Annotated in this window: 23 protein-coding genes; all 23 read left to right on the top strand. The window is 44.3% G+C overall.

All coding sequences use genetic code 11. From position 1 onward, the window contains the following. Positions 1–194 precede the first annotated feature (194 nt). The 23 genes from rpmH to glmS all read left to right on the top strand — a co-directional run bounded on the left by rpmH (position 195) and on the right by glmS (position 24403). Entirely contained in the window at positions 195–329 is a 135-nt protein-coding gene (rpmH, locus tag ABXT59_RS14005) for a 50S ribosomal protein L34 (protein ID WP_443636855.1), read from the top strand. Between the two features lie 22 nt (positions 330–351). Continuing rightward, positions 352–729, top strand: coding sequence for a ribonuclease P protein component (gene rnpA, locus ABXT59_RS14000; RefSeq protein ID WP_443636853.1), 378 nt, complete (start codon positions 352–354; stop codon positions 727–729). 94 nt (positions 730–823) lie between these two features. Then, positions 824–2485, top strand: a complete 1662-nt coding sequence (gene yidC / locus ABXT59_RS13995; protein WP_443636852.1) for a membrane protein insertase YidC — start codon at positions 824–826, stop codon at positions 2483–2485. A 92-nt stretch (positions 2486–2577) separates the two neighbouring features. Then, entirely contained in the window at positions 2578–3936 is a 1359-nt protein-coding gene (mnmE, locus tag ABXT59_RS13990) for a tRNA uridine-5-carboxymethylaminomethyl(34) synthesis GTPase MnmE (RefSeq protein WP_443636851.1), read from the top strand. Positions 3937–3942: 6 nt separating this feature from the next. Beyond that, the gene (locus tag ABXT59_RS13985) at positions 3943–4650 is read left to right on the top strand and encodes a response regulator (RefSeq protein ID WP_443636850.1); all 708 of its coding nucleotides are present in this window, start codon (positions 3943–3945) and stop codon (positions 4648–4650) included. Position 4651: 1 nt separating this feature from the next. Continuing rightward, complete coding sequence (locus tag ABXT59_RS13980) at positions 4652–6424, top strand: ATP-binding protein (RefSeq protein WP_443636849.1); 1773 nt, start codon at positions 4652–4654, stop codon at positions 6422–6424. Positions 6425–6519: 95 nt separating this feature from the next. Next, positions 6520–7194: a TIGR00153 family protein gene (locus ABXT59_RS13975; RefSeq protein WP_443636848.1), complete on the top strand. Its 675-nt coding sequence runs from the start codon at positions 6520–6522 to the stop codon at positions 7192–7194. Between the two features lie 54 nt (positions 7195–7248). Further along, on the top strand, positions 7249–8523 hold the full coding sequence (locus ABXT59_RS13970) for an inorganic phosphate transporter (protein ID WP_443636846.1): 1275 nt from the start codon (positions 7249–7251) through the stop codon (positions 8521–8523). Positions 8524–9474: 951 nt separating this feature from the next. Beyond that, positions 9475–11367 carry a tRNA uridine-5-carboxymethylaminomethyl(34) synthesis enzyme MnmG gene (gene mnmG, locus ABXT59_RS13965; protein WP_443636845.1) on the top strand — a complete coding sequence of 631 codons (1893 nt, stop codon included), beginning with the start codon at positions 9475–9477 and terminating at the stop codon, positions 11365–11367. Positions 11368–11369: 2 nt separating this feature from the next. Then, entirely contained in the window at positions 11370–12050 is a 681-nt protein-coding gene (gene rsmG / locus ABXT59_RS13960; protein WP_443636844.1) for a 16S rRNA (guanine(527)-N(7))-methyltransferase RsmG, read from the top strand. A 7-nt stretch (positions 12051–12057) separates the two neighbouring features. Further along, a complete protein-coding gene (locus tag ABXT59_RS13955) occupies positions 12058–12828 on the top strand; it encodes a ParA family protein (protein ID WP_443636843.1) in 771 nt (256 codons plus the stop codon). Positions 12829–12837: 9 nt separating this feature from the next. Continuing rightward, a complete protein-coding gene (locus tag ABXT59_RS13950; protein WP_443636842.1) occupies positions 12838–13710 on the top strand; it encodes a ParB/RepB/Spo0J family partition protein in 873 nt (290 codons plus the stop codon). A gap of 162 nt (positions 13711–13872) precedes the next feature. Continuing rightward, positions 13873–14286, top strand: a complete 414-nt coding sequence (locus ABXT59_RS13945) for an ATP synthase subunit I (RefSeq protein WP_443636841.1) — start codon at positions 13873–13875, stop codon at positions 14284–14286. 8 nt (positions 14287–14294) lie between these two features. Continuing rightward, complete coding sequence (atpB, locus tag ABXT59_RS13940) at positions 14295–15113, top strand: F0F1 ATP synthase subunit A (protein ID WP_443636839.1); 819 nt, start codon at positions 14295–14297, stop codon at positions 15111–15113. Between the two features lie 51 nt (positions 15114–15164). Next, positions 15165–15425, top strand: coding sequence for a F0F1 ATP synthase subunit C (atpE, locus tag ABXT59_RS13935; RefSeq protein ID WP_443636838.1), 261 nt, complete (start codon positions 15165–15167; stop codon positions 15423–15425). A 39-nt stretch (positions 15426–15464) separates the two neighbouring features. Beyond that, a complete protein-coding gene (locus tag ABXT59_RS13930) occupies positions 15465–15935 on the top strand; it encodes a F0F1 ATP synthase subunit B (protein ID WP_443636837.1) in 471 nt (156 codons plus the stop codon). A gap of 18 nt (positions 15936–15953) precedes the next feature. Next, positions 15954–16496, top strand: a complete 543-nt coding sequence (locus ABXT59_RS13925) for a F0F1 ATP synthase subunit delta (RefSeq protein WP_443636836.1) — start codon at positions 15954–15956, stop codon at positions 16494–16496. Positions 16497–16512: 16 nt separating this feature from the next. Then, entirely contained in the window at positions 16513–18057 is a 1545-nt protein-coding gene (atpA, locus tag ABXT59_RS13920; RefSeq protein WP_443636835.1) for a F0F1 ATP synthase subunit alpha, read from the top strand. Between the two features lie 66 nt (positions 18058–18123). Beyond that, complete coding sequence (atpG, locus tag ABXT59_RS13915; protein WP_443636834.1) at positions 18124–18987, top strand: F0F1 ATP synthase subunit gamma; 864 nt, start codon at positions 18124–18126, stop codon at positions 18985–18987. Positions 18988–19027: 40 nt separating this feature from the next. Next, positions 19028–20404, top strand: coding sequence for a F0F1 ATP synthase subunit beta (gene atpD / locus ABXT59_RS13910; RefSeq protein WP_443636833.1), 1377 nt, complete (start codon positions 19028–19030; stop codon positions 20402–20404). Between the two features lie 64 nt (positions 20405–20468). Then, positions 20469–20894, top strand: a complete 426-nt coding sequence (locus ABXT59_RS13905) for a F0F1 ATP synthase subunit epsilon (protein ID WP_443636831.1) — start codon at positions 20469–20471, stop codon at positions 20892–20894. Positions 20895–21196: 302 nt separating this feature from the next. Further along, positions 21197–22567: a bifunctional UDP-N-acetylglucosamine diphosphorylase/glucosamine-1-phosphate N-acetyltransferase GlmU gene (gene glmU, locus ABXT59_RS13900; protein ID WP_443636829.1), complete on the top strand. Its 1371-nt coding sequence runs from the start codon at positions 21197–21199 to the stop codon at positions 22565–22567. A 15-nt stretch (positions 22568–22582) separates the two neighbouring features. After that, a complete protein-coding gene (glmS, locus tag ABXT59_RS13895) occupies positions 22583–24403 on the top strand; it encodes a glutamine--fructose-6-phosphate transaminase (isomerizing) (RefSeq protein WP_443636827.1) in 1821 nt (606 codons plus the stop codon). Positions 24404–24464: the final 61 nt, after the last annotated feature.

Raw genomic sequence — 24464 nt, 5'->3', positions numbered from 1 at the left:
CCACAGGCAAAACCGCAGTAAGGCAATATAAGTCCTAACTTTTAGGCTTAGTCAAAGTAAATTACACCTATCGGATAATTTTATAGCCTAAACAGTAAATCAGGCTTGCTATTAGATTTTTCCTCTAATATAATTTCGTCCCTAGATTTTCATCGCCAAACCTTTGGCAACTAATTATTTTTGCGAGACCGATCATGAAAAGAACGTTTCAACCTAGCGTCTTAAAGCGCAAGCGCACTCACGGTTTCCGTGCACGTATGTCAACTCCAGGTGGTCGGGCCATTATCAATGCTCGCCGTGCCAAAGGCCGCAAGAGCCTAAGCGCGTAAGCGACTTTCACCTGCTTAACGTATGTCTGAACTCGATTTTTCCCGGCAACGGCGCCTGTTGAATGCTGGGGATTTTCGAAGAGTGTTTGATCAAGCCGATTTCAAGGTCTCAGATCAACACATACTGATACTAGCACGAACCAGTTTACACGCTCATTCTCGCATTGGCTTGGTGATTGCCAAAAAAGGCATCAAGCTTGCAGTGCACCGCAATCGTATAAAGCGCATTGTCAGGGACAGCTTTCGGACTCTTTGCACTCAAACCAACGAATTTTCCCTTCCTTTAGACATTGTTATCTTGTCCAGAAAAGGTTTAGGTGAACTCGATAATGACGCAGTTCATCGGCTAATTATTAAGCAATGGGCAAGATTACGTAAAAAAACTGCCCAAAGTGGCTAGTTTTCGTCCTCATGCACTGACTGGCCATTGCCAATAGTCAAACAAGCACTATAATCAATCTCCTTTACAATACAACTAATGACGATTTGTTTCTATGGATTTTCAACGCATTATTCTAATCGCGGGTGTCGCCATCATCTCTTACTTGATGGTACTTCAGTGGAACCAAGATTATGGTACCGAAGCCCTTGCTCCTCAACAAGTCACCAGTGTTTCTGCCTATGATGTAGCACCGGTTAGTACAGACTTTGCAGTGGCTACCCCCCCTAGTGGTGACACAGCAGTGTCAGTTACACAAACAGATAACGCGACTAGTGGTAACCTTATCGAGGTTAAAACTGACACTTTAGAAGTCGTTATTGATACCCAAGGTGGCGACATCATCCAAGCTTCTCTAGTTCAATACTTAGCAGAAATGGATCACCCAGATGTACTTTTCACCCTCTTAGAACAAAATCAAAAGCGCACTTACGTAGCCCAAAGTGGACTTATTGGCGTCAATGGTACTGACATTAAATCACGTCCCATATTTAGTGCAGCCCAATCATCATACCAACTCGAAGATGGCCAGCAGGAATTACAGATTGTACTGAGCCTCACTGATGATAATGGTGCAGTAATCAACAAGATTTATACCTTTGCCCGAGGCAGTCATTTAGTCAATCTAACTTATGCCGTTGATAACCGTGGCAACCAGCCTTGGTCAGCTAACCTGTTTGGTCAAATTAAACGTGACCGTTCTAGCGATCCGAGTGCCTCCGGTGGTATGGGCATGTCAGCTTACTTAGGACCCGCATTTTCATTCCCAGACGATAAATATTACCGCTACGATTTTGATGACATGGACGACCTTAATCTGCAACGCAGTGCTCCAGGGGGATGGGTTGGTATGTTGCAGCACTACTTTGTTAGTGCATGGGTGCCTAATCCAGAGCAACAACACAACTACAGTACCCGAGTCAGCAAAAATAACTATATCGCCGGTTTTGTTAGTCCGGCATTGGAGCTACAAGCTGGACAGTCTGGCTCCACATCAGCTGATTTTTACGCGGGCCCCAAGATACAGGCGGATCTTGAAGCGATATCGGAAAATCTAGACCTTGTCGTTGACTACGGATGGCTATGGTGGGTTTCTCAACCGTTATTTTGGCTTTTGAATACTATGTTTGGTTTTGTTGGAAACTGGGGAACAGCCATCTTGCTGGTCACTTTATGCGTCAAAGCCTTCTTTTTCTATCCCTCGGCCATTTCATATCGTTCCATGGCCAAGATGCGTGCATTAGCTCCTGAAATTGCTAAATTAAAAGAACAGTTTGGTGACGACCGCGCAAAAATGTCAGCAGGGATGATGGAGCTTTATAAGCGGGAAAAGGCAAATCCCTTAAGTGGTTGCTTTCCCATTATCATTCAGATGCCCGTCTTTATTGGTTTATATTGGATGTTAATGGAAACAGTCGAGCTAAGGCACGCACCCTTTATTCTTTGGATTCAAGATCTTTCAGTACAAGACCCATATTTTGTGTTGCCTTTACTCATGGGTGCTACCATGTTCATCCAACAAATGCTTAACCCAACACCTCCAGACCCTATGCAGGCTAAAATAATGAAGATGTTGCCCGTCGTGTTTACGGTCTTCTTCCTCTGGTTCCCTGCTGGCCTTGTTTTGTACTGGGTCTGCAACAACGTATTGTCGATCACTCAACAGTACATCATTACCAAACGCATTGAAAAGTCAATGGCTGAGCGCAAGCATTAACGTCACCCTCGTAATAACAAAAAAAGGCCTCCCCTAGAGGCCTTTTTTGTAAATATTAAATGCTGCTTTTGAATACTGGAGGCCCGACCACAATGCAATCAGATATAGACACTATTTGTGCTCAGACCACTCCTCCAGGCAGAGGCGGCGTGGGTATTATTCGCTTATCGGGTCCACAGGCTCTTGCCTATGGTCAGCAACTAAGCCACAACCAAAGTCAAATTCGCCACGCCCACTATGGACCCTTTTTAGACACACACGGGGAACAGATTGATGCTGGCATCAGCCTCTATTTCAAAGGTCCAGACTCTTTCACGGGTGAGGATGTGTTTGAGTTTCAGGGTCATGGTGGCCAAATTGTCATGGACCTATTGCAACGTGAACTCATTCTTTTAGGGGCACGTATTGCCAGACCTGGAGAGTTTTCAGAACGCGCTTTTTTGAATGACAAAATGGATTTAGCTCAAGCAGAGTCCATTGCTGACCTAATCGATGCTAGCTCAGAGCAAGCTGCTAGAAATGCCTTGCGTTCATTACAGGGGGTCTTTTCTAGCCAAATTAACACTTTGGTTGAAAATATAATCTACCTAAGATTATACGTGGAGGCAGCGATCGATTTTCCCGAGGAAGAAATAGACTTTTTAGCAGATGGTAAGGTCGCTAACTTATTGGCTAAGGCGCAGTCAGACTTAGATCAACTATTAGAGCGGGCCCAACAAGGCAGCCTATTGCAAGAAGGTATGCAAGTCGTGATTGCAGGGGCGCCCAATGCTGGCAAGTCAAGCCTACTTAACGCCCTTGCGGGACAAGACCGAGCCATTGTCACAGACATTGCCGGCACCACCCGAGATATTTTAAAAGAGTCTATTAATATCGATGGCCTACCCTTACACATTATTGATACGGCTGGTTTGCGTAACAGTCCAGATAGGGTAGAACAGATTGGCATTGAACGTGCGATTGAAGCCATTAGTCAGGCCGATCAGGTGTTATTATTACAAGAAGCCCAAGACCATCGCAAACCCAAAGACCACTGGCAGAAGTTAATGGGTGCGCAACCAATGCCTAGCCAACTGACTTTAGTTCGTAATAAAATAGACCTCTCAGAAGGACTCCCTCAACTAACTCAAGTCGATGGTGTAGACTGTATTTACTTGAGCGCGAAAGATGGCCAAGGCCTTGATTTACTGAGACGTCAACTCAAACAAGTAGTTGGCTACCAAACGACATTGGAGGGCGGCTTTAGCGCCAGGAGACGCCACATCGATGCGCTGCAACGTTGTCAACTTCTATTACAGGAAGGGTCCTCGCAACTGGCTTACAGTCAGGCTGGCGAGTTGCTAGCTGAGGACCTACGTCTGGCCCAAGAATGCTTGAACGAGATTACTGGTAGTTTCACTAGTGATGACTTATTGGGCCGTATATTTGGGTCATTTTGTATCGGGAAATAACAACTTATGACCAATACTCAACATATTTTATGCATCGAAGATGAAGTTGATATCCAGGAGATTATCGCTTATAACCTTAGGCGAGCTGGGTATAAACTGACCTTAGCCAGTGATGGCATTAACGGTTTAGAATTGGCTCAAACGCAAACTCCTGATTTAATATTGCTTGATATCATGCTTCCTGGGCTCTCCGGTATGCAGGTCTGTGAGCGCTTAAAGGCAGATCTTAAAACACAGCTTATTCCTATTATTATGTTGTCAGCACGCAGTGAAGAAGTGGATGTTATAAGTGGCCTTACCCATGGTGCAGATGACTATATCACTAAACCTTTTAGCCAAGCCGAACTGTTGGCTAGGATTAAAGTCGCATTACGCCGAACCCCGTCCACCAAAATGCTCTCAATAGGTTCATTATCACTCAACCTAGAAGCTTACACTTGTGATCTAAATGGACAGACACTCAAACTAACCACTACCGAATTCAAATTGTTACACACATTAATGGCCCAACCGGGCCGAGCGTTTTCACGGGAGCAACTCATATTATCAGCTTTAGGTGAGCAATCTGAGGTTGTGGATCGTAATGTTGATGTGCATATTCGTGGTGTGCGCAAGCAATTGGGTAAAGCTTCAACTGCGATCGAAACCGTACGGGGTGTGGGTTACCGTTGTGATCCTAATTTTACTGAAACCCTTTTAAACGAAGTCTTGTAGCATGCGCCACTCACCCATATTCTTAAAACTCTACGCTGGCTTTGCCCTAGTCATTTTGTTTAGTATGTTGATTGTTGGCCTTATGGTGCAGCGCCAAATAGAGCAGGCAAGCCTAGAAGATATTCGCAACAATTTATCCAGCCAAGCCTTTATTTTGCAGCAATCCTTCGCCGACATAGATACCCAATCTCAAAATGAAATCCAACAGATGGTCCAACAAATTGGTGATCGTATTGCAACTCGTGTCACCTTGCTAACCAGAGATGGTGTGGTGATGGCTGATTCTGAGTTCAGGTTTGATAAGATGGACAACCACCTCTCCCGACCTGAAATCATTTCTGCTACCCAATCTAGGGTTGGAGAATCGAGACGCTACAGCACAACATTGCAAAAACCCATGTTGTATGTGGCTTTAAAAGCCATAGACAGTCATTCTAATTTAGGCTTTATACGCACCGCCCTCTCCACCGAGCGCATCGATGAGGAAATTAATTATTTGCGCAGAGTTATCATTATTGCGGCGAGTCTCACCACTTTAATTGCTTTATTTATTGGTTATTGGTTGGCTATGAGTTTTGCTCGACCGTTGCGGCAAATGACCATTATTGCAAACAACTATGCTCAAGGCCGCTACCAACTGCGTATTCCTAGCCACAGACGAGACGAGATTGGGGAATTAGCTCGTTCTCTTAATAAAATGGCTGATATATCAGCCCACCGCTTTAACATTATAAAGACTGAACGTGACCAACTGTCGACTATCCTTAAGAGCATGAATGAAGGGGTAATTACCGTGAACGACAAAGGCTTAATTACCCACGTTAATCGCGCCGCCTGTCGCATGTTACGCACCAGTGAGGAACGCTGTTTAGGTCAGTCTTTACAAGACATGGATGCATCCAACAACCTCAATCAAGCTTTAATACAGTGCCAACAAGAGCAAGCCAGTGTAGAAAAGTCAATTCAACTCGACGGCTATACCTTCGCTCGACATTATCGCCTGCATGTCACCTTGTTAAAACACTCCGATCAAGCCGGCGCAATACTGGTACTGCAAGACACCACAGATTTTCAACGCATGGACAAGATGCGTGCTGACTTTGTGGCCAACGCTTCGCATGAGTTGAAAACACCTATTACTGCCATCCGTGGTTTCGCTGAGACATTAATAGAGGATGAGGCGATAGAACGCCAAATTCAACAACGCTTTATTCGCAAGATTCACGGTCAGTCTATTCGCTTATCAGATTTAGTGTCAGACTTGTTGGCCTTGTCTCGATTAGAAAGCAACGATGAGGCTTTTAATACCCAGGTTGACCTTCAGCAAATAGTTCAAAGGGTGTGTGCTAATTTACAAGCCGTGGCACAAAGCCATCAAGTTATGTTGGATCTTGATACTAAAGGGCAACCGATCATGTTACTCGGTGATGAAAATGCCCTCGGTCAAATGGTAACTAACCTTATTGACAATGCCATTAAATACACACCTGCCATGGGTCACGTTCATGTGGTCATTAAGGTCGATGCAAGTACAACCTTACTGTCGATAAAAGATGATGGAATTGGCATTGACGAAGCTAATCAAGAACGCATTTTTGAGCGTTTTTATCGGGTCGACAAGGCGCGTTCACAATCACTTGGGGGCACCGGACTTGGGCTTGCCATTGTTAAACACATCGTGCAAAGTCATAAAGGTAGTTTGCAGTTAAAAAGCAAGTTAAATCAAGGGTCTACATTCTCGGTTAAAATTCCACTTGCGTCAGATGTTAATTAATCCTGAATAAAGCATAAATCTTTATATAGTCTTAACAAAGCATGCCTATAATGCGCTCACATTAGGCTTAGTTATCAATTGAAAAGGCAGTTCACATGGCAAATCCCATTCTGAGTTTGTTTGGTCATTCACCGATTAAACCCCTACAAAACCACATGCAAACAGTGTTGCAGTGCGTCGAACTTTTAGTTCCTTTTTTTCAAGCAGTCATCAAAGAAGACTGGGATGCTGTTGAGAAGACCTATAACGCCATTGCAAAATTTGAGAGCCATGCCGATGATCAGAAACAAGATATTCGCCTGCATTTGCCAAAAAGTTTATTCATGCCGATCAACCGCTCAGACCTGATTCAACTTCTCAGCAAACAAGATAAAATTTGTAACACTGCCAAAGATATTGCCGGCCTTATGCTGGGTCGAAAACAAATCGTACCTAAAAAAATTGCCGTAGACATGGCCGCCTATGTAAAGTCTGCAGTGGCCGTCGCAATAGAGGCTAAAGTCGTTATTGATGAACTTGATGAATTAATCGGCTCAGGTTTTGGTGGTCGTGAGATTGATCGTATCAATCGCTGTATTACCAAGTTAGAAAAAGCAGAAGACAAAAATGATAAACGACAGATTTTGCTGCGTTCGAAACTGCATGAAATTGAAACCAGTTTTCCCCCTGTAGACGCCATGTTTATGTATAAAACGATCGAAGCCATTGGTCACCTTGCTGACCATGCACAAAGTGCTGGAGAACAAATCCAAGTCATTATTGCTCGCTAAATTATTACTTAGAGTTTAACCCAAACACACTTCAAATAGCTTCGAGAATACACCATGGAAGTTTTAAACGAATACGGACAGATTTTACTTATATTAGCCATTATATTTGGCGTTTTTATGGCCTGGGGCGTCGGCGCCAATGATGTGGCTAACGCTATGGGAACCTCTGTAGGTTCCGGAGCCATCACCTTAAAACAAGCCATTATTATAGCCATGATCTTTGAATTTGCAGGTGCATATTTGGCAGGTGGTGAAGTCACAGCGACTATCCGAAAAGGCATTATTGATCCACTCACTTTGCAAGGTACGCCGGAGTATTTAGTGTATGGCATGCTTTCAGCTCTGCTGGCTGCTGGCACTTGGCTTTTGATCGCATCTATCGTAGGTTGGCCCGTCTCTACAACTCACTCAATTGTTGGTGCCATCGTTGGGTTTGCCGCAGTTGCTATTTCTGTAGATGCTGTTAACTGGAGTAAAGTCAGCACCATAGCCGCAAGTTGGGTTGTTTCTCCTGTGTTAGCGGGCACCGTTTCCTATATGTTGTTTAAGAGTGTTCAACGATTAATTTTAGATACTGAACACCCTTTTGAAAATGCCAAAAAATATGTACCCTTTTACATGTTTATAGTCGGCTTTATGATCACCATGGTGACCTTAATCAAAGGCTTAAAACATGTATTTAAAGACATTGGATTTAGCTTAAACTACTTTGAAATGTGCTTAGTTGCAGCTGCTGCTGGTCTACTTGTTGCTCTTGTTGGCGGTGCAATGTTAACTCGCGTCAAACGTAACCAAGCGATTGAATCAGAAGACCGCTTTGCTAACGTGGAAAAAGTGTTTGCAGTGTTAATGGTCTTTACCGCATGTGCTATGGCCTTTGCCCACGGTTCTAATGACGTCGCCAACGCCGTGGGACCGATGGCAGCAGCCATCGCTACCATCAAATCTGGTGCTGTAACCGCCAAATCTAGTATGCCCGCATGGATACTTTTAGTAGGTGGTGTGGGCATTGTTGTTGGTTTGGTTACTTATGGGTATAAGGTTATGGCAACGATCGGCACCAAAATTACAGAGTTAACTCCTAGCAGAGGCTTTGCAGCCACCCTAGGTGCTTCTGCAACCGTGGTTCTTGCCTCTGGTATTGGTTTACCCATATCAACCACGCACACCTTAGTGGGAGCTGTATTAGGTGTAGGCTTAGCCCGTGGCTTAGCAGCGATCAATCTGCGCATTGTCGCCACCATCTTTACCTCATGGGTGATCACGCTGCCTGCAGGTGCGATCCTATCTATCATCTTTTTCTACATCTTTAAGGCTATTTTTTCCTAACCAAAGACTCTAAATATTTTCTAAAGCGTCATCAACAAAGCCTATGCACGAACATGTGATTTAGGCTTTTTTTATGCGCATTCAATATGCAGCGTCTTAACTGTTTGGATATATGGATGTATGGTTTTTTGTTGAGTACACGTGTCTTAAATCATTGCTAAAATAGTTAAAAAAGGTGGCCTTTTTTACCCTTAATTCATCGGCTAATACTTCGTTTTTAGTTGAGAATTACTGTATTTAGTCTGGTTTGAACCTCATATTAATCTCATTTTCATCTTTTTTAATCCGTTTTTTATGAGTTATAGACGTTTTGACCAAGTTTTTAGACTATTTTTCTGCCTCTTATGAATTTTTATTAAATAAAGAACAGTCTTCTCTAACTAATTTACGCACAACTTAAGCAGGTTTTATCAGCTTAACCTTTGATACTAACGGCCAGACTCACTCCACTAAACCCTGCTAATCTCATGACAAAATCAAAGACGTACTTAGCATAGAATACCTTTATTCAAGTTATCCACACTATCCACAAGTGTATTCACAATGATGTTGTCTGTAACATCAAAAAATAAATATTTATCAATTAGAGCACCTAAAATATGTGTAAAAGTTGGGAGCCTATGCATCACTAAGATGTGTATAACTTCCTCTTGTGTATAACCCCATTAGTTATACACAGCACCTAATCAACTTTTTAGACTTAGACTCAGTATTAGTTAACAGCCTTATCATCATTTTAGTTGTTTGTTTTTATTAGTTTTTTTTTAGTTATACATAAAATATGGTCTGCTTAATAATAACAGTAATAACAATATAAAATATATAAATTCTTTAAAGAATAAATAACTAATCTTTATCCTATTCAAGCTAAATTATTGAACATGTATTCAGCCCTTAAAAAAGTTATACTAACGAACTAAACCTAGGAATAAATTTCGAAAGGAAAAACTCGTGGACTTTCCCTCACGTTTTGATGTCATTATTGTTGGAGGAGGTCATGCTGGCACAGAAGCTGCTTTGGCAAGCGCTCGCATAGGCGCAAAGACACTACTTTTGACACATAACATGGATACTCTAGGCCAAATGTCTTGTAACCCTGCTATTGGCGGCATTGGCAAGAGTCACCTAGTGCGGGAAATCGACGCTTTTGATGGAGCAATGGCACGAGCCACAGATTTAGCTGGTATACAATTTCGAGTGTTAAATTCTCGCAAAGGCCCAGCCGTTAGAGCTACTCGAGCCCAAACTGACCGTGGTTTATATCGCAATGCCATTCGGCAAACACTTGAGCATCAACCTAACTTGTCTATATTTCAACAATCAGTTGATGATTTAATTATTGAGCAAGACCAGGTGATCGGTGCTCAAACTAATATGGGTTTAAAGTTTTTTGCTCAACAGGTAGTGATGACCACTGGTACTTTTTTAGGTGGCATTATCCATATCGGTATGCAGCAAAGCCAAGGGGGAAGGGCCGGTGATCCACCAGCTAATGCGTTAGCCCAAAGATTGAGAGAAAGGCCTTTTCATATCGAACGGTTAAAAACTGGCACACCACCTCGAATAGATCGTCGAACTGTTGATTTTAGTGTGATGCAAGAACAACCTGGAGACAATCCAACACCGGTTATGTCTATGCTTGGTAAATTAGCTGACCATCCACGTCAGGTGCCTTGTCATATTACTCACACCAACGTCAATACTCATAATATGATTCGCGATAGCTTAGATCGGTCGCCCTTGTATGCCGGTGTAATTGAGGGTGTAGGGCCACGCTACTGTCCATCAATTGAAGATAAAATAATGCGCTTTGCTGACAAAAATAGTCATCAAATATTCGTTGAACCAGAGGGTCTTCAAAGCATAGAGCTATACCCCAATGGAATTTCTACTAGTTTGCCGTTCGATGTACAACTGAGTTTTGTGCAATCCATCGTGGGCTTTGAAAATGCACATATTGTTCGACCGGGTTATGCCATAGAGTATGATTTTTTCAATCCTCAGGATTTATTTCCCACACTAGAAACTAAACTGGTTAGCGGGTTGTATTTTGCGGGCCAAATTAATGGCACCACAGGCTATGAAGAAGCAGGTGCTCAAGGTCTGTTAGCGGGCACCAACGCTGCCCTAAAAGCCTTAGATAAAGAACCTTGGACAGCTCGTCGTGATCAAGCTTACCTTGGGGTTATGGTCGATGATTTAGTTACTAATGGGACTCAAGAGCCTTACCGAATGTTTACTAGTCGCGCAGAATATCGGCTATTACTAAGAGAAGATAATGCCGATCAGCGTTTAACTGAAATTGGTTATAAGCTGGGTTTAGTGGGTGAGAAACGATGGCGTGCATTTAATGAAAAGTGCGAAGCTATAGAGCAACGTAAACATTTAATGAGACAAACTAAGGTCACTCTAAATAATGACATCGGACAAAAACTAGAAACCCTACTAACCCAACCATTAACCAAAAGTAGCAATTTATTAGATATTCTCAAACGACCTGAGTTAGATTATCAAAAACTACATCAAGCCGCTGAACTTCCCGACATAGATCCTACTGTAGGTGAGCAGATAGAAATTGATATTAAATATGCGGGTTATATAGATCGCCAAAAAGACGATGTTGAACGATTAAAACGTAATGAAGCGACTGTTATTCCAACTGACTTCAATTACCAAGCTATTCATGGATTATCTAATGAAGCCACGGCCAAACTTGAACAAATTCGCCCAATTAGTTTAGGCATGGCGAGCCGAATTCAAGGAGTAACACCAGCTGCTCTTTCTTTGTTATTGATCTATCTGAAAAAACACAAGATGAAATCTAAAGTTGACTTGGCATCGTAACAATGATGTTAACGCAATCTGCTATAAACCAAAAAGAAGCGCAAATACAATGGCGAGAATTAATTAAAACAGGTAGTCGTGCCCTTACTATTGAACTTACAGCACAACAGCTTGATTTACTGGTCAGTTATATAGAACAACTATCGAAATGGAATAAAGCTTATAATTTGACCGCTGTACGCGATCCCTTAGACATGATTAAACTGCATATATTCGATAGTCTAGCCATTATTCGATGTTTAGCTAAACTCAATGGCAATCGTTTTATTGACATTGGTACTGGCGCTGGGCTACCTGGTATGGTGTTAGCGATTGTGTGGCCACAAAAGATCGTTCATTTACTTGATACCAATGGCAAAAAGACTCGTTTTCTCACTCATTTTAAGCACCTACATCAACTCAACAACGTAGAAATCATCAATCAGCGCTGCGAAAATTATTTACCAGAACTTGGTTATGATGTGATCCTTTCGCGCGCCTTTGCTACCATTAAGGATATGTTAAATGGCTGCCAACAATTGGTGACATTAGATGGTTTTTTTGTGGCAATGAAGGGCATCTACCCAGCTGCAGAGTTAGACGCTATGCCCGCCAACTATTGCCTGCTAGACTGTGACGTCCTGCAGGTACCCGGCGTAGATGCTGAACGCCACCTGATAACTATCCAAAAGCAACCCACGTAGGTCACTTGTGAGCAAAGTCATAGCGATAACTAATCAAAAAGGCGGGGTAGGTAAAACGACCACTTGTGTTAATCTAGCTGCGTCTCTAGTGGCCACCAAGCGTAGAGTATTAGTCATCGATTTAGACCCACAGGGTAATACCACCATGGGCAGTGGTATCGATAAAAATACATTAAGTCATTCGGTTCTCGATGTACTCACGCAAAAAGTAGATGTTAATCAAGTAATACAGATAAGCACACCTGCTGGTTATGATCTACTGCCATCGAATGGTGATTTAACTGCTGCGGAAGTTGAACTAATTCAGGTTCAGAAAAAAGAAGCGCGCTTGCGCTTGGCCTTAACTCAATTACAAAGCCGATATGATTTTGTGTTAATTGACTGCCCACCATCTCTAAATATGTTAACCGTTAACGCCCTGGCTTGCGCAAATAGCGTTTTAGTGCCAATGCAATGTGAATATTATGCCCTAGAAGGTATTAGTGCTTTACTTAACACGGTCAAGTTTATTAAAAATAGCCTTAACCCAGAGTTAGTGATAGAAGGAATATTACGAACCATGTACGACCCTCGGAATAGCTTGACTAATGATGTATCACATCAGTTAATCAACCACTTTGGTGATTTAGTCTACCGAACTGTCATTCCACGCAATGTGCGTTTAGCCGAAGCCCCGAGTCACGGACTTCCAGCACTATTGTATGATAAGCATTCTCGAGGTGCTGTGGCTTATCTGGCCTTAGCTAGTGAATTTATTCGTCAACAAGAAAAAAAATAGAGCTGTATTATGGTTAAAAAACGTGGCCTAAATCGAGGTTTAGAAGCTTTGCTGCAAGGTTCTGGTAGTCTTGATGTTGACTTAACACAAGACCAACCCAGCGGCAAAGATGGTTTACAAGAATTACCGGTGGAGTGGATTCAACGTGGTGTTTATCAGCCCCGCAGAGACATAGAACCAGAGGCGTTAGATGAATTAGCGGCCTCAATCCGTGTTCATGGCATCATGCAACCCATCGTGGTGCGCAGTGTGGGTGTAGATCGCTACGAAATTATTGCAGGTGAACGCCGCTGGCGGGCTGCTCAGTTGGCTCAACTAGACAGCATACCCGCGCTAATTAAAGAAGTGCCTGACGAAGCAGCCATAGCTATGGCGCTGATAGAAAATATACAACGTGAAGACCTTAACTCCATTGAAGAAGCGTTTGCCTTACAACGTTTGCAGCAAGAGTTTGAACTCACCCAACAAGAGGTTGCTGATGCGGTTGGCAAGTCTCGTAGTGCCATTGCTAATTTATTGCGTTTACTGCAACTTACAGAACCTGTAAGACTCATGCTAGAGCGGGGAGACTTAGAGATGGGTCATGCCCGAAGTTTGTTAGTGCTAGAAAATGAAAAACAATTAACTTCAGCGCGTGAAGTCGTGGCTAAAGGCCTGTCTGTTCGTCAAACGGAAGAGTTGGTTAGAAAAGCCCAACAAACACCAAAAGACGTGGCTATCCCCGCCATTGATGCCGACATTAACCGTCTGCAAAATCGTCTGTCCGATACCATCGGCGCTGTGGTTAATATTAAGCAATCAACCAAAGGCAAAGGTAAACTAACCATTAGTTATTCGTCTTTAGACCAACTTGACGGCATCATCGCTAGACTCGATGCCTAGTCGAAGGTGTTTTAACCAAATTAGGAATACCAGTAAATCACTTTTTAAACATGAAATTTGTTGAGATTTACGCGCAAACTCCCTATAATCTGCGGCGCTGTGGTGATTGTTGCCGCAGAGAGTCTAGTTTAGACCAACAAACAACGGATTTTGTAAGCACTTATGGCGCTCAATAAAGCCCCCCTTTGGTTGCAAAAGACATTAACCTATCAGGCTCTTTTAATAGCCTTGATTGGAGTTGGTTTATCTATAACAGACTGGATTATGGGAATGTCTGTAATTCTTGGTGGTGCCATTTATAGCCTACCTGCCTATTGGGCTGTTAAACGAGAATTTTCCCGGGGTAACAAGCGGGGCTCGAGTCTACAGAAGGCTGATGTAGGGGACACTTTGGCGCAAATGTATGGTAATGAAGTGCTTAAAATAACCTTTACGGTTATCTTATTCTGTTTAGTGTTTGGCTTTGTTAAACCATTAAACCCATTAGCCTTACTCATTGCCTTTATTGGTTCTCATCTGCTTGCAGCAGTGTTACCAGTAGTTATAGATAAACAAACTTCTACGAAAAAAAAGTGAGATAAAGCATGGCTAGTGGCATGACGTCCTCTGAGTATATCGCTCATCACCTAACTAATTTAACCTATGGCAAGCATCCAGTGAACGGCTGGAGCTTCGCACAGAGTGGCCAAGAAGTCGTTGATATGGGTTTTATGTCCATTAACGTTGATTCTATGGTTTGGTCTGTGGGCCTTGGTGCATTTTTTATCTGGCTATTTAGCCGAGTGGCTAAGACGGCCACTACGGGGGTACCCGGTGGAGTGCAAAATTTCATTGAAATGATCATTGAGTTTGTGGACGACAGCGTTAAAAGTATGTTTCACCACAAAAGTGCCCTCATTGCCCCTATGGCATTAACCATTTTTGTGTGGGTATTCTTGATGAATCTCATGGACTTGGTGCCAGTGGATTGGATCCCACATCTGGCTGCGGTGGTGGGCATACCCTTTATGAAGATCGTCCCTTCCACAGACCTCAACGTCACCATGGGTATTTCTTTCTCCATCTTTTTTCTTATTGTCTTTTATTCAATTAAGCAAAAAGGCATTGGAGGCTTTATGGCCGAATTAAGCTTGCAGCCACTAGGCAAGTGGGCCCTACCCTTTAACCTTCTACTTGAAGTCGTGGGCTTGATTGCGAAACCTATTTCTTTGGCGCTGCGTTTGTTCGGCAATATGTACGCTGGTGAAATGATCTTTATTCTGATTGCGCTACTGCCCTTTTGGGCTCAATGGCTATTATCGGTGCCGTGGGCCTTGTTCCACATCCTAATCATCACATTGCAGGCATTCATCTTTATGGTGCTGACCATTGTGTATTTGGCGATGGCTCACGACCATCATTAATCATTACCTTTTTACTTTAAACTACTAATCTCACTTAACTGGAGAAACACAATGGAAATGGAATTAGAAATAGCAAAGATTGCTGCTAGTGCCTCACTATATTTTGCTGGTGCTTTTATCCTCGGCATGTCTGCGCTTGCAGCGGCTGTTGGTATCGGTGTATTGGGAGGTAAGTTCTTGGAAGGCGCTGCGCGTCAGCCAGAATTGATTCCACTACTGCGCACACAGTTTTTCATCATTATGGGTTTGACTGATGCGGTGCCTATGATTGGTGTTGGTATCAGCCTCTACATCATGTTTGCGGTTGCCTAAAGTCATCTTTAACCAACCCATACGGATGGAGGTCTAGCCATGAATATGAACATGACAATTTTGGGCCAGATGATTTCTTTTGCCATCTTCGTGTACTTGTGCATGAAGTTTGTTTGGCCACCGCTCACTGCGGCTTTGGCAGAACGTCAAAAGAAGATCGCTGAAGGTTTAGATGCAGCTGATAAAGCTGCACGCGAACTAGCTGATGCTCAACAGTCTGTGGAAGCAGCTCTGCAAGAAAGCAAAGCGCAAGCCGCTGTTCTTATAGAGCAAGCTAATAAACGCGCCAGCCAGATCGTTGATGAAGCTAAAGAAACAGCTCAAGCTGAGGGTGACCGTATTAAAGCGGCAGCAGCAGCCGATGTTGAACAGGAAATTAACCGTGCCAAAGAAGCGCTTCGCGCTCAAGTTGCAACTCTTGTGGTTGCTGGTGCAGAAAAAATCCTAGGCGCATCAATAGATGTAAACAACCATAGAGAGCTTGTCAATAAGTTGGCAGCCGAACTGTAAGATAAAGAGAGGTTAACAATGGCTGAATCCATTACTGTTGCCCGTCCTTACACCAAGGCCGCTTTCGAAACGGCATTGGCCCAGGGCGACTTGGGAAGCTGGTCGGAATTTTTGAACTTAGCTGCAACTGTGGTTGCGGAACCTAGTTTAGCCCACGTTTTGGATAATCCTGAACTGACGGCCACACAAAAAGCCCAGCTAGTGATTGATGTAGTTCACACCAGTCACCCATTATCTCAGCAAGCACAGAATTTTGTGAATTTGTTGGCCGAAAACAAGCGCTTGTCATTGCTGCCTGATGTTTCTGCTCTATATGAAACTTTAAAGGCTAACCAAGAGCAGTCGGTAGATGTTTCTATCGTCAGTGCTTTTGAGTTAGGCAATGAGCAACAAGACAAACTGACTCAAGCATTAAACGCTATGTTGTCGCGGGAAATTAATATTACCAGTACTGCCGATGCTTCATTGATTGGTGGTGTTATCGTCTATGCGGGCGACCTAGTAATTGATGGCTCCGTTAAAGGCAAATTAAGCAAACTGGCTGAGGCCGTTAATGCCTGAGTGTGAGGAATAAAGCATGCAACAACTAAATCCTTCAGAGATCAGTGAAATTATCAAGCAGCGCATTGAGCAGCTTGATGTTTCATCTGAAGCCCAAAATGAGGGCACAATTGTTAGCGTAGCTGATGGTATCGTACTGATCCACGGCTTAGCTGACGCAATGTACGGGGAAATGATTGAGTTCCCTGGTGGTATTTATGGCATGGCCATGAACCTAGAGCGCGACTCTGTTGGCGCTGTAGTGTTAGGTGACTATGAAGAGTTGGTCGAAGGCCAAACTGCTCGCTGTACTGGTCGTATTTTAGAAGTGCCAGTAGGGCCTGAACTATTAGGGCGTGTGGTAGATGCCTTAGGCAACGCGATCGACGGTAAAGGCCCAATCAACGCCAGTTTAACTGATGCTGTTGAAAAGGTAGCGCCAGGCGTGATTGAGCGTAAGTCTGTTGACCAGCCAGTGCAAACTGGCCTAAAAGCGATTGACGCCATGGTGCCTGTAGGTCGGGGCCAACGTGAATTAATCATTGGTGATCGCCAGACGGGTAAGTCTGCTATCGCCATCGATGCAATCATCAACCAAAAACATACAGGTGTTAAGTGTGTTTACGTCGCTATTGGCCAGAAGCAATCTACCATTGCCAACGTGGTACGTAAATTGGAAGAACATGGCGCCATGGCTCATACCATCGTCGTTAATGCGGGTGCCGCTGATTCGGCTGCCTTGCAGTTCCTATCACCGTACGCTGGTTGTACCATGGGTGAATATTTCCGCGATCGCGGTGAAGATGCATTGATCGTATTTGATGACTTAACCAAGCAAGCTTGGGCATATCGCCAAATCTCTTTATTACTTCGTCGTCCTCCGGGTCGTGAAGCTTATCCTGGTGATGTATTTTATTTACACTCACGTTTACTAGAACGTGCATCTCGAGTGAATGCTGAGTACGTAGAAGAGTTCACCAAAGGTGAAGTAAAAGGTAAAACTGGTTCGTTAACGGCCCTGCCTATTATTGAAACCCAAGGTGGTGACGTGTCAGCCTTTGTGCCAACTAACGTAATCTCCATTACAGACGGCCAGATTTTCTTAGAAACTGACTTGTTTAACGCTGGAGTCCGGCCCGCAATTAACGCAGGTTTATCGGTTTCTCGTGTAGGTGGTGCAGCACAAACTAAGATCATCAAGAAGTTAGGTGGTGGTATACGTTTGGCTTTAGCCCAGTACCGCGAGTTGGCTGCTTTCTCTCAGTTTGCTTCCGACTTGGATGACGCAACACGCGCACAGTTGGAACATGGTCAAAGTGTGACCGAACTAATGAAGCAGCACCAGTATTCACCACTGAGTGTAGCCGACATGGCAATCAGTCTTTTTGCAGCTAACGAAGGTTTCCTTTCAGACGTCGATCTTCATAAAGTTGGTGACTTCGAAACGGCTCTAATGTCTTACATGAACAGCGAGCATACCGCCGTGATGACCCAGGTTAACGAATCTGGCAACTTCAACGACGAAATAGCCGCCAACTTTAAGTCTGCCCTAGAGCAGTTTAAGGCAACTCAAACCTGGTAGTGGCTTCGGGCCTCATATTTTTGAGGCCTTGCTACTAACCAAGTTAGTTAAAAGATAGGTAAGCATATGGCAGTCGGAAAAGAAATAAAGACCCAGATTGCGAGTATTAAGGGAACGCAAAAAATCACTAGTGCCATGGAAATGGTGGCGGCGAGTAAAATGCGTAAAGCACAAGATCGCATGAATCAGAGTCGTCCTTACGCAGATAAAATGCTTGAAGTCATCGCTCACCTTGCGCGGTCTAACCCTGAATATAAGCATCTGTATCTGCAGCAGCGAGAGCTTAAGCGGGTGGGTTACATAGTGGTTTCTTCCGATCGTGGTCTGTGTGGTGGCTTAAACATTAACGTGTTTAAGAAAACTGTACAGAGCATGGCTGAACATGATCAAAATGGCGTTGAAATAGACATCTGTGCCATTGGTTCTAAATCAGCAACCTTCTTTAATAACTACGGCGGTAACGTCGTCTCAAGTAAGTCCCAACTCGGTGAAAAGGCAGAAGTTGCTGAACTCATTGGTGCGGTTAAGATCATGCTTGATAGTTATGATGAAGGACGGTTGGACGCGGTGTATGTGGTATACAACAACTTTGTTAATACCATGACCCAGCAACCCAACGTAGTACAACTTCTGCCGTTGCTGGCAGACCCGAATGATGACGGCATGAGCCACCATTGGGACTACTTATACGAACCAGATGCCCGTGAACTACTCACTGGCCTTTTGACCCGTTATGTAGAATCTTTAGTGTATCAAGCTGTAGTAGAAAATAACGCTTGTGAGCAGGCCGCGCGGATGATCGCTATGAAAAGCGCCACCGATAACGCGGGTGATCTGATTGATGACCTTCAGATGATATACAACAAGGCCCGTCAATCTGCAATTACTCAGGAAATTTCTGAGATTGTGAGTGGCGCGGCAGCCGTTTAACCTGAGTAATAAGCATTAGTTTTCGATAGAGGATAAAATTATGAGTAGTGGACGTATCGTACAGATTATCGGTGCTGTAATCGACGTGGAATTTCCACGTGATTCTGTGCCAAAAGTATATGACGCACTAACTGTAGACACTAAGGGAACCACCTTAGAAGTTCAGCAGCAGTTAGGTGACGGCGTAGTACGCACTATCGCCATGGGCCAGACCGAAGGTCTAAGCCGTGGTTTAGATGTATCTAACACTGGTGGCGCCATTAAAGTGCCTGTTGGAACAGCCACCCTTGGTCGCATCATGGACGTATTGGGTAACCCCATCGACCAGTGCGGCCCTATTGGTGAAGAAACCCGTATGCCAATTCATCGTAAAGCTCCATCTTACGCCGAGCAGTCAGCCAGTAATGAACTGCTAGAGACTGGCATCAAAGTAATCGACTTAGTTTGTCCTTTCGCCAAAGGCGGTAAGGTTGGACTATTCGGTGGTGCTGGTGTAGGCAAGACTGTAAACATGATGGAGCTTATTCGTAACATCGCCATTGAGCACAGTGGTTATTCTGTGTTTGCAGGCGTAGGTGAGCGGACCCGTGAAGGTAACGATTTCTACTATGAGATGAAAGAGTCCAACGTTTTGGACAAAGTATCTCTAGTCTACGGCCAGATGAATGAGCCTCCAGGAAACCGTCTACGTGTGGCACTAACTGGCCTAACTATGGCTGAACAGTTCCGTGACGAAGGTCGTGATGTATTGTTGTTTGTTGACAACATATACCGTTACACCCTAGCAGGAACTGAAGTGTCTGCACTACTAGGCCGTATGCCATCTGCTGTAGGTTACCAGCCTACGCTTGCATCAGAAATGGGTGTTTTGCAGGAGCGTATTACCTCGACTAAGACCGGTTCAATCACCTCGATCCAAGCGGTATACGTACCTGCAGACGACTTAACTGATCCATCGCCAGCAACCACATTCTCTCACCTAGATGCGACTGTTGTGCTGTCTCGTCAAATTGCAGAATTGGGTATCTACCCAGCCATCGATCCACTTGACTCTAGCTCACGCCAATTAGACCCATTAGTTATTGGCCAAGAGCATTATGACGTGGCTCGTGGTGTGCAGGGTATTCTTCAACGCTACAAAGAGTTGAAGGACATTATTGCCATCTTGGGTATGGATGAATTATCTGATGAAGACAAGCAAGCGGTAACGCGAGCGCGTAAGATTCAGCGTTTCTTGTCACAGCCTTTCTTCGTAGCTGAAGTCTTTACTGGAGCTTCCGGTAAATATGTATCACTAAAGGACACAATTGCTGCCTTTAAGGGTATTTTGGCTGGTGAATACGACGATCTTCCAGAGCAAGCCTTTTACATGGTTGGCGGTATTGAAGAAGTAGTCGAGAAAGCCAAGAGCATGTAATTGTATGGGCTTAGATCTATTGGCTATGGCCAATAGGGTAAGTCCTGCTTAAGAGGATAATCATATGGCTACCAGTGTAGATTGCGACATCGTTAGTGCAGAAGAATCCATCTTTGAAGGTAAGGTAGAGTTTATCTCACTTACAGGTACGTTGGGCGAGCTGGGTATTTATCCGGGCCACACACCACTCCTGAGTGAAGTCAAACCCGGTCCTGTGCGCTTGCGCATGGAATCTGGTGAAGAAGACATATTTTACGTTTCTGGTGGTTTCTTAGAGGTTCAGCCCCACAAGGTTATCTTGATGGCGGACACCGCACTCCGCGCAGCTGATCTAAATGAAGCTGCTGCAGAAGAAGCCAGTCGTCAGGCCGAACAGGCCATGGCAGATAGAAGTTCAGAATTTGAATATTCACGCGCAGCTGGCCAGTTAGCTGAAGCTGCAGCTCAACTTCGTACGTTACGTCAGATTCGTCAAAAATTGGGTAAGTAATTGCCTCTAATGACGAGTCTAAAAAAGCAGCTAAGGCTGCTTTTTTTATGCCTTAAACATTATCAAAGCGCGCCAGCTGTTTATGAATGGATACAAGGGGCGAGCAAGCGCGTTATAATACCATTGTAAAGAACTCAGCCCTAAAAAATCCAAGCTGATACCCTTAAAAATTATAACACTAGGTCGTTGGGTGGATTCCATTGTGGACATTAAGCATAATTAAGCAAAACTTGATGAACTTTAGTCTCTTTTAGCGTCTAACTTAAAGACTCCCAATTACTAACATCTAGCAAGGACTGTTAATGTCGTTAGAAGTGATCATTCTCGCCGCAGGCCAAGGCACACGTATGCGCTCTGAAAAGCCTAAAGTGCTGCACCCGTTAGCTGGTAAGCCGATGTTGGTGCACACCATTGAACAAGCTCAAAGACTTCAGCCTGGCCAAACACATATTGTTGTTGGGCACCAAGCCCACCAAGTAGAAGCTGTTGTTGCTTCCTTGGGTGTCAAGTGTGTCTTACAAGCAGAGCAATTAGGCACGGGTCACGCTGTGGCTCAAGCCATGCCGGCCGTTGATAGTGACGCCATCGTCTTGGTCTTATATGGCGACGTGCCTTTAGTTCCGGCAGCGCTTATGCAAAAACTGACCGAGCAAGCAGGGCAAGGGAAGCTTGCACTGCTAACGGTGAACCTTAATGATGCGAGTGGATACGGTCGCATTGTGCGCCAAGGTCCTGATAACAGCGGCCCTATTCAGGCTATTATTGAACACAAAGACGCGACCCCCGAGCAATTGCAAATCAAAGAAATTAACACGGGGATTTTGGCAGTTAAAGCCAGTTACCTTAACGCCTGGTTACCTCGTATTGAAAGTAATAATGCACAGGGTGAAATATACCTCACTGACGTTGTTGCTATGGCTGTGGATGATGGTATTGCCATTGGTTACTTGCAACCAGATTTTCCACAACAGACCCAAGGCGTTAATGACCGCATGCAGTTAGCAGCACTAGAGCGCTGGCACCAGCAGCAACAAGCCCATCAACTGTTAAGTGATGGGGTACAATTAGCTGACCCAAGTCGGTTTGATTTAAGAGGTGAGCTCAAAGCGGGCACCGATATTTATATCGACATCAACGTTATTATCGAAGGTCAAGTACACCTTGGCAATGGTGTTCATGTTGGCCCAAACTGCCATATTAAAGATGCTCATATTGGTGCTGGCACACAGATCTTAGCCAATAGCGTTATTGATCAGGCACAAATTTCTGCAAACTGTAGCATTGGCCCTTTTGCACGTTTGCGCCCAGGCACCATCTTGCATGAAAATGCCAAAGTAGGTAACTTTGTTGAAACGAAAAAAACCACTTTAGGCAGCGGTTCCAAAGCCAATCACTTTACTTATTTAGGTGATACCGAGGTGGGTGAACATGTCAATATAGGTGCTGGCACCATTACCTGTAACTTTGACGGAGTTAATAAGTTCAAAACTCACATTGCGGATGGCGCTTTCATTGGCTCAAATAGTTCCATCGTAGCCCCTGTCAGCATTGGGGCAGGGGCAACTATTGCAGCTGGATCCACCATTACTAAAGACGTCGCTAATGACAACCTCGCCATTGCTCGGGGTAAACAACGCAACATAGCCCCTTGGGTCAAACCCGTAAAACTATAATCAAGGAAGAGTATTATGTGTGGAATAGTGGGTGCCATTGCACAGCGAAATATCAGTAGTATTTTAGTAGAAGGCCTCAAGCGTCTAGAATACCGTGGCTATGATTCCTCAGGCGTGGCTATTTTAAATGAGCAGGGCTTGCAGCGCACCCGCCGTGTTGGAAAAGTGGCGAGTTTAGATGCAGCCCTAACTGCACAACCCTTAGACGGTAGCTTAGGCATTGCTCACACCCGCTGGGCAACCCATGGTGTTCCCAATGAAACTAATGCCCACCCCCATTGGTCTCACAGCAGTTTAGCTGTGGTTCACAACGGTATTATTGATAACTTTGAACCCATCAAAGCTGATCTTATCGCTACAGGTTATGGGTTTGAGAGTGACACTGACACCGAAGTCATTGCCCATTTAATTCATCGAAATCGTCAGCAGGGCATGTCACTTACAGCAGCTGTGCGGGATGCGGCCAGTCGGTGTGAAGGTGCGTATGCTTTAGGCGTGGTCGATGAAACCCAACCAGACTTACTTCTCGCCGCCCGCAAGGGTAGCCCATTAGTGATTGGTTTAGGCAGTGATGAAAACTACATCGCGTCAGACCAACTAGCCCTATTACAAGTGACTGATCAATTTATGTTTCTGGAAGACGGTGACATAGCAGAAATCAGCCGTAGCCAAGTCCTTGTCACTGATGCAAAAGGTGCCAAGGTTGTGCGCCCCAGTTATCGTTACGAACATGGTGATGAAAGTAGTGACAAAGGTGCCTATAAGCACTTTATGCTGAAAGAGATTAACGAGCAGCCCAAAGCCGTGGCGAATCTCATTGACCAGCAAATCATTGCGGGAAAATTACAGAATATCCTGAACGACGACGCCATTGAAGCCTTATCGAAGGCCAAAAACGTGCAGATTATTGCCTGTGGTACCAGTTACTTAGCTGGAATGGTGGCTAAATATTGGATCGAAAGCTTAGCAGGCCTTGCATGCCAAATTGAAGTTGCCAGTGAATACCGTTATCGTCAGGCTGTTGTTCCAGAGGACACTCTACTGATTACTTTATCTCAATCGGGTGAAACAGCTGATAGTTTGGCGGCACTGCGGCACATTGATAAAACTAAATTAGCAGCGAGTTTAGCTATTTGTAATGTTGCCTCTAGTAGTCTTGTGCGTGAATCAGATATGGTACTGTTAACTCAAGCAGGGCCCGAGATCAGCGTTGCATCCACCAAGGCATTCACCACCCAATTGATCACTTTACTGCACCTTACTTTGCTGCTTACTAAGCAGCGCTCAGGCATGGACATTGAACCCATCATTAAAGCCATGCAAACTCTGCCTGGCGTGTTGCAACAATGTTTACAAATGGACGCTAAAATTGAAACTGTGGCGCAACGCTTCGCTGATAAACATCACACCTTATTCCTTGGTCGGGGGAGCATGTACCCGATTGCTTCAGAAGGTGCCCTAAAGCTAAAGGAAATTTCTTACATCCACGCTGAAGCCTACCCAGCAGGAGAACTTAAGCACGGGCCACTCGCTCTTGTGGATGCCTACATGCCAGTGGTTGTGGTTGCACCTAAGGATGATATGCTCGACAAGCTAAAGGCCAATATGCAAGAAGTACGTGCCCGCGGAGGTGAGTTGTTTGTGTTTGCCGATGCGCATGCAAAAATGGCCGCCGATGAAGCCACTCATGTAATCGTTGTGCCTAAAGTACATGAGGTGCTAGCTCCCATTGTCTATGCCATTCCAATGCAGTTACTGTCTTATCATGTGGCTATAATCAAAGGTACCGATGTGGATCAACCGCGTAACTTAGCCAAGTCAGTGACCGTCGAGTAGTTTTGCTATACTTGCATTAATGCACAGGAATTTACTATTACACACAACTCAGTCACTATAG

The organism is Candidatus Njordibacter sp. Uisw_058 (genome assembly GCF_047730065.1).
GTDB lineage: Bacteria > Pseudomonadota > Gammaproteobacteria > Pseudomonadales > Balneatricaceae > Njordibacter.
Note: the sequence above shows the minus strand (reverse complement) of the source record. Positions and strands in the feature narration are given on the sequence as shown.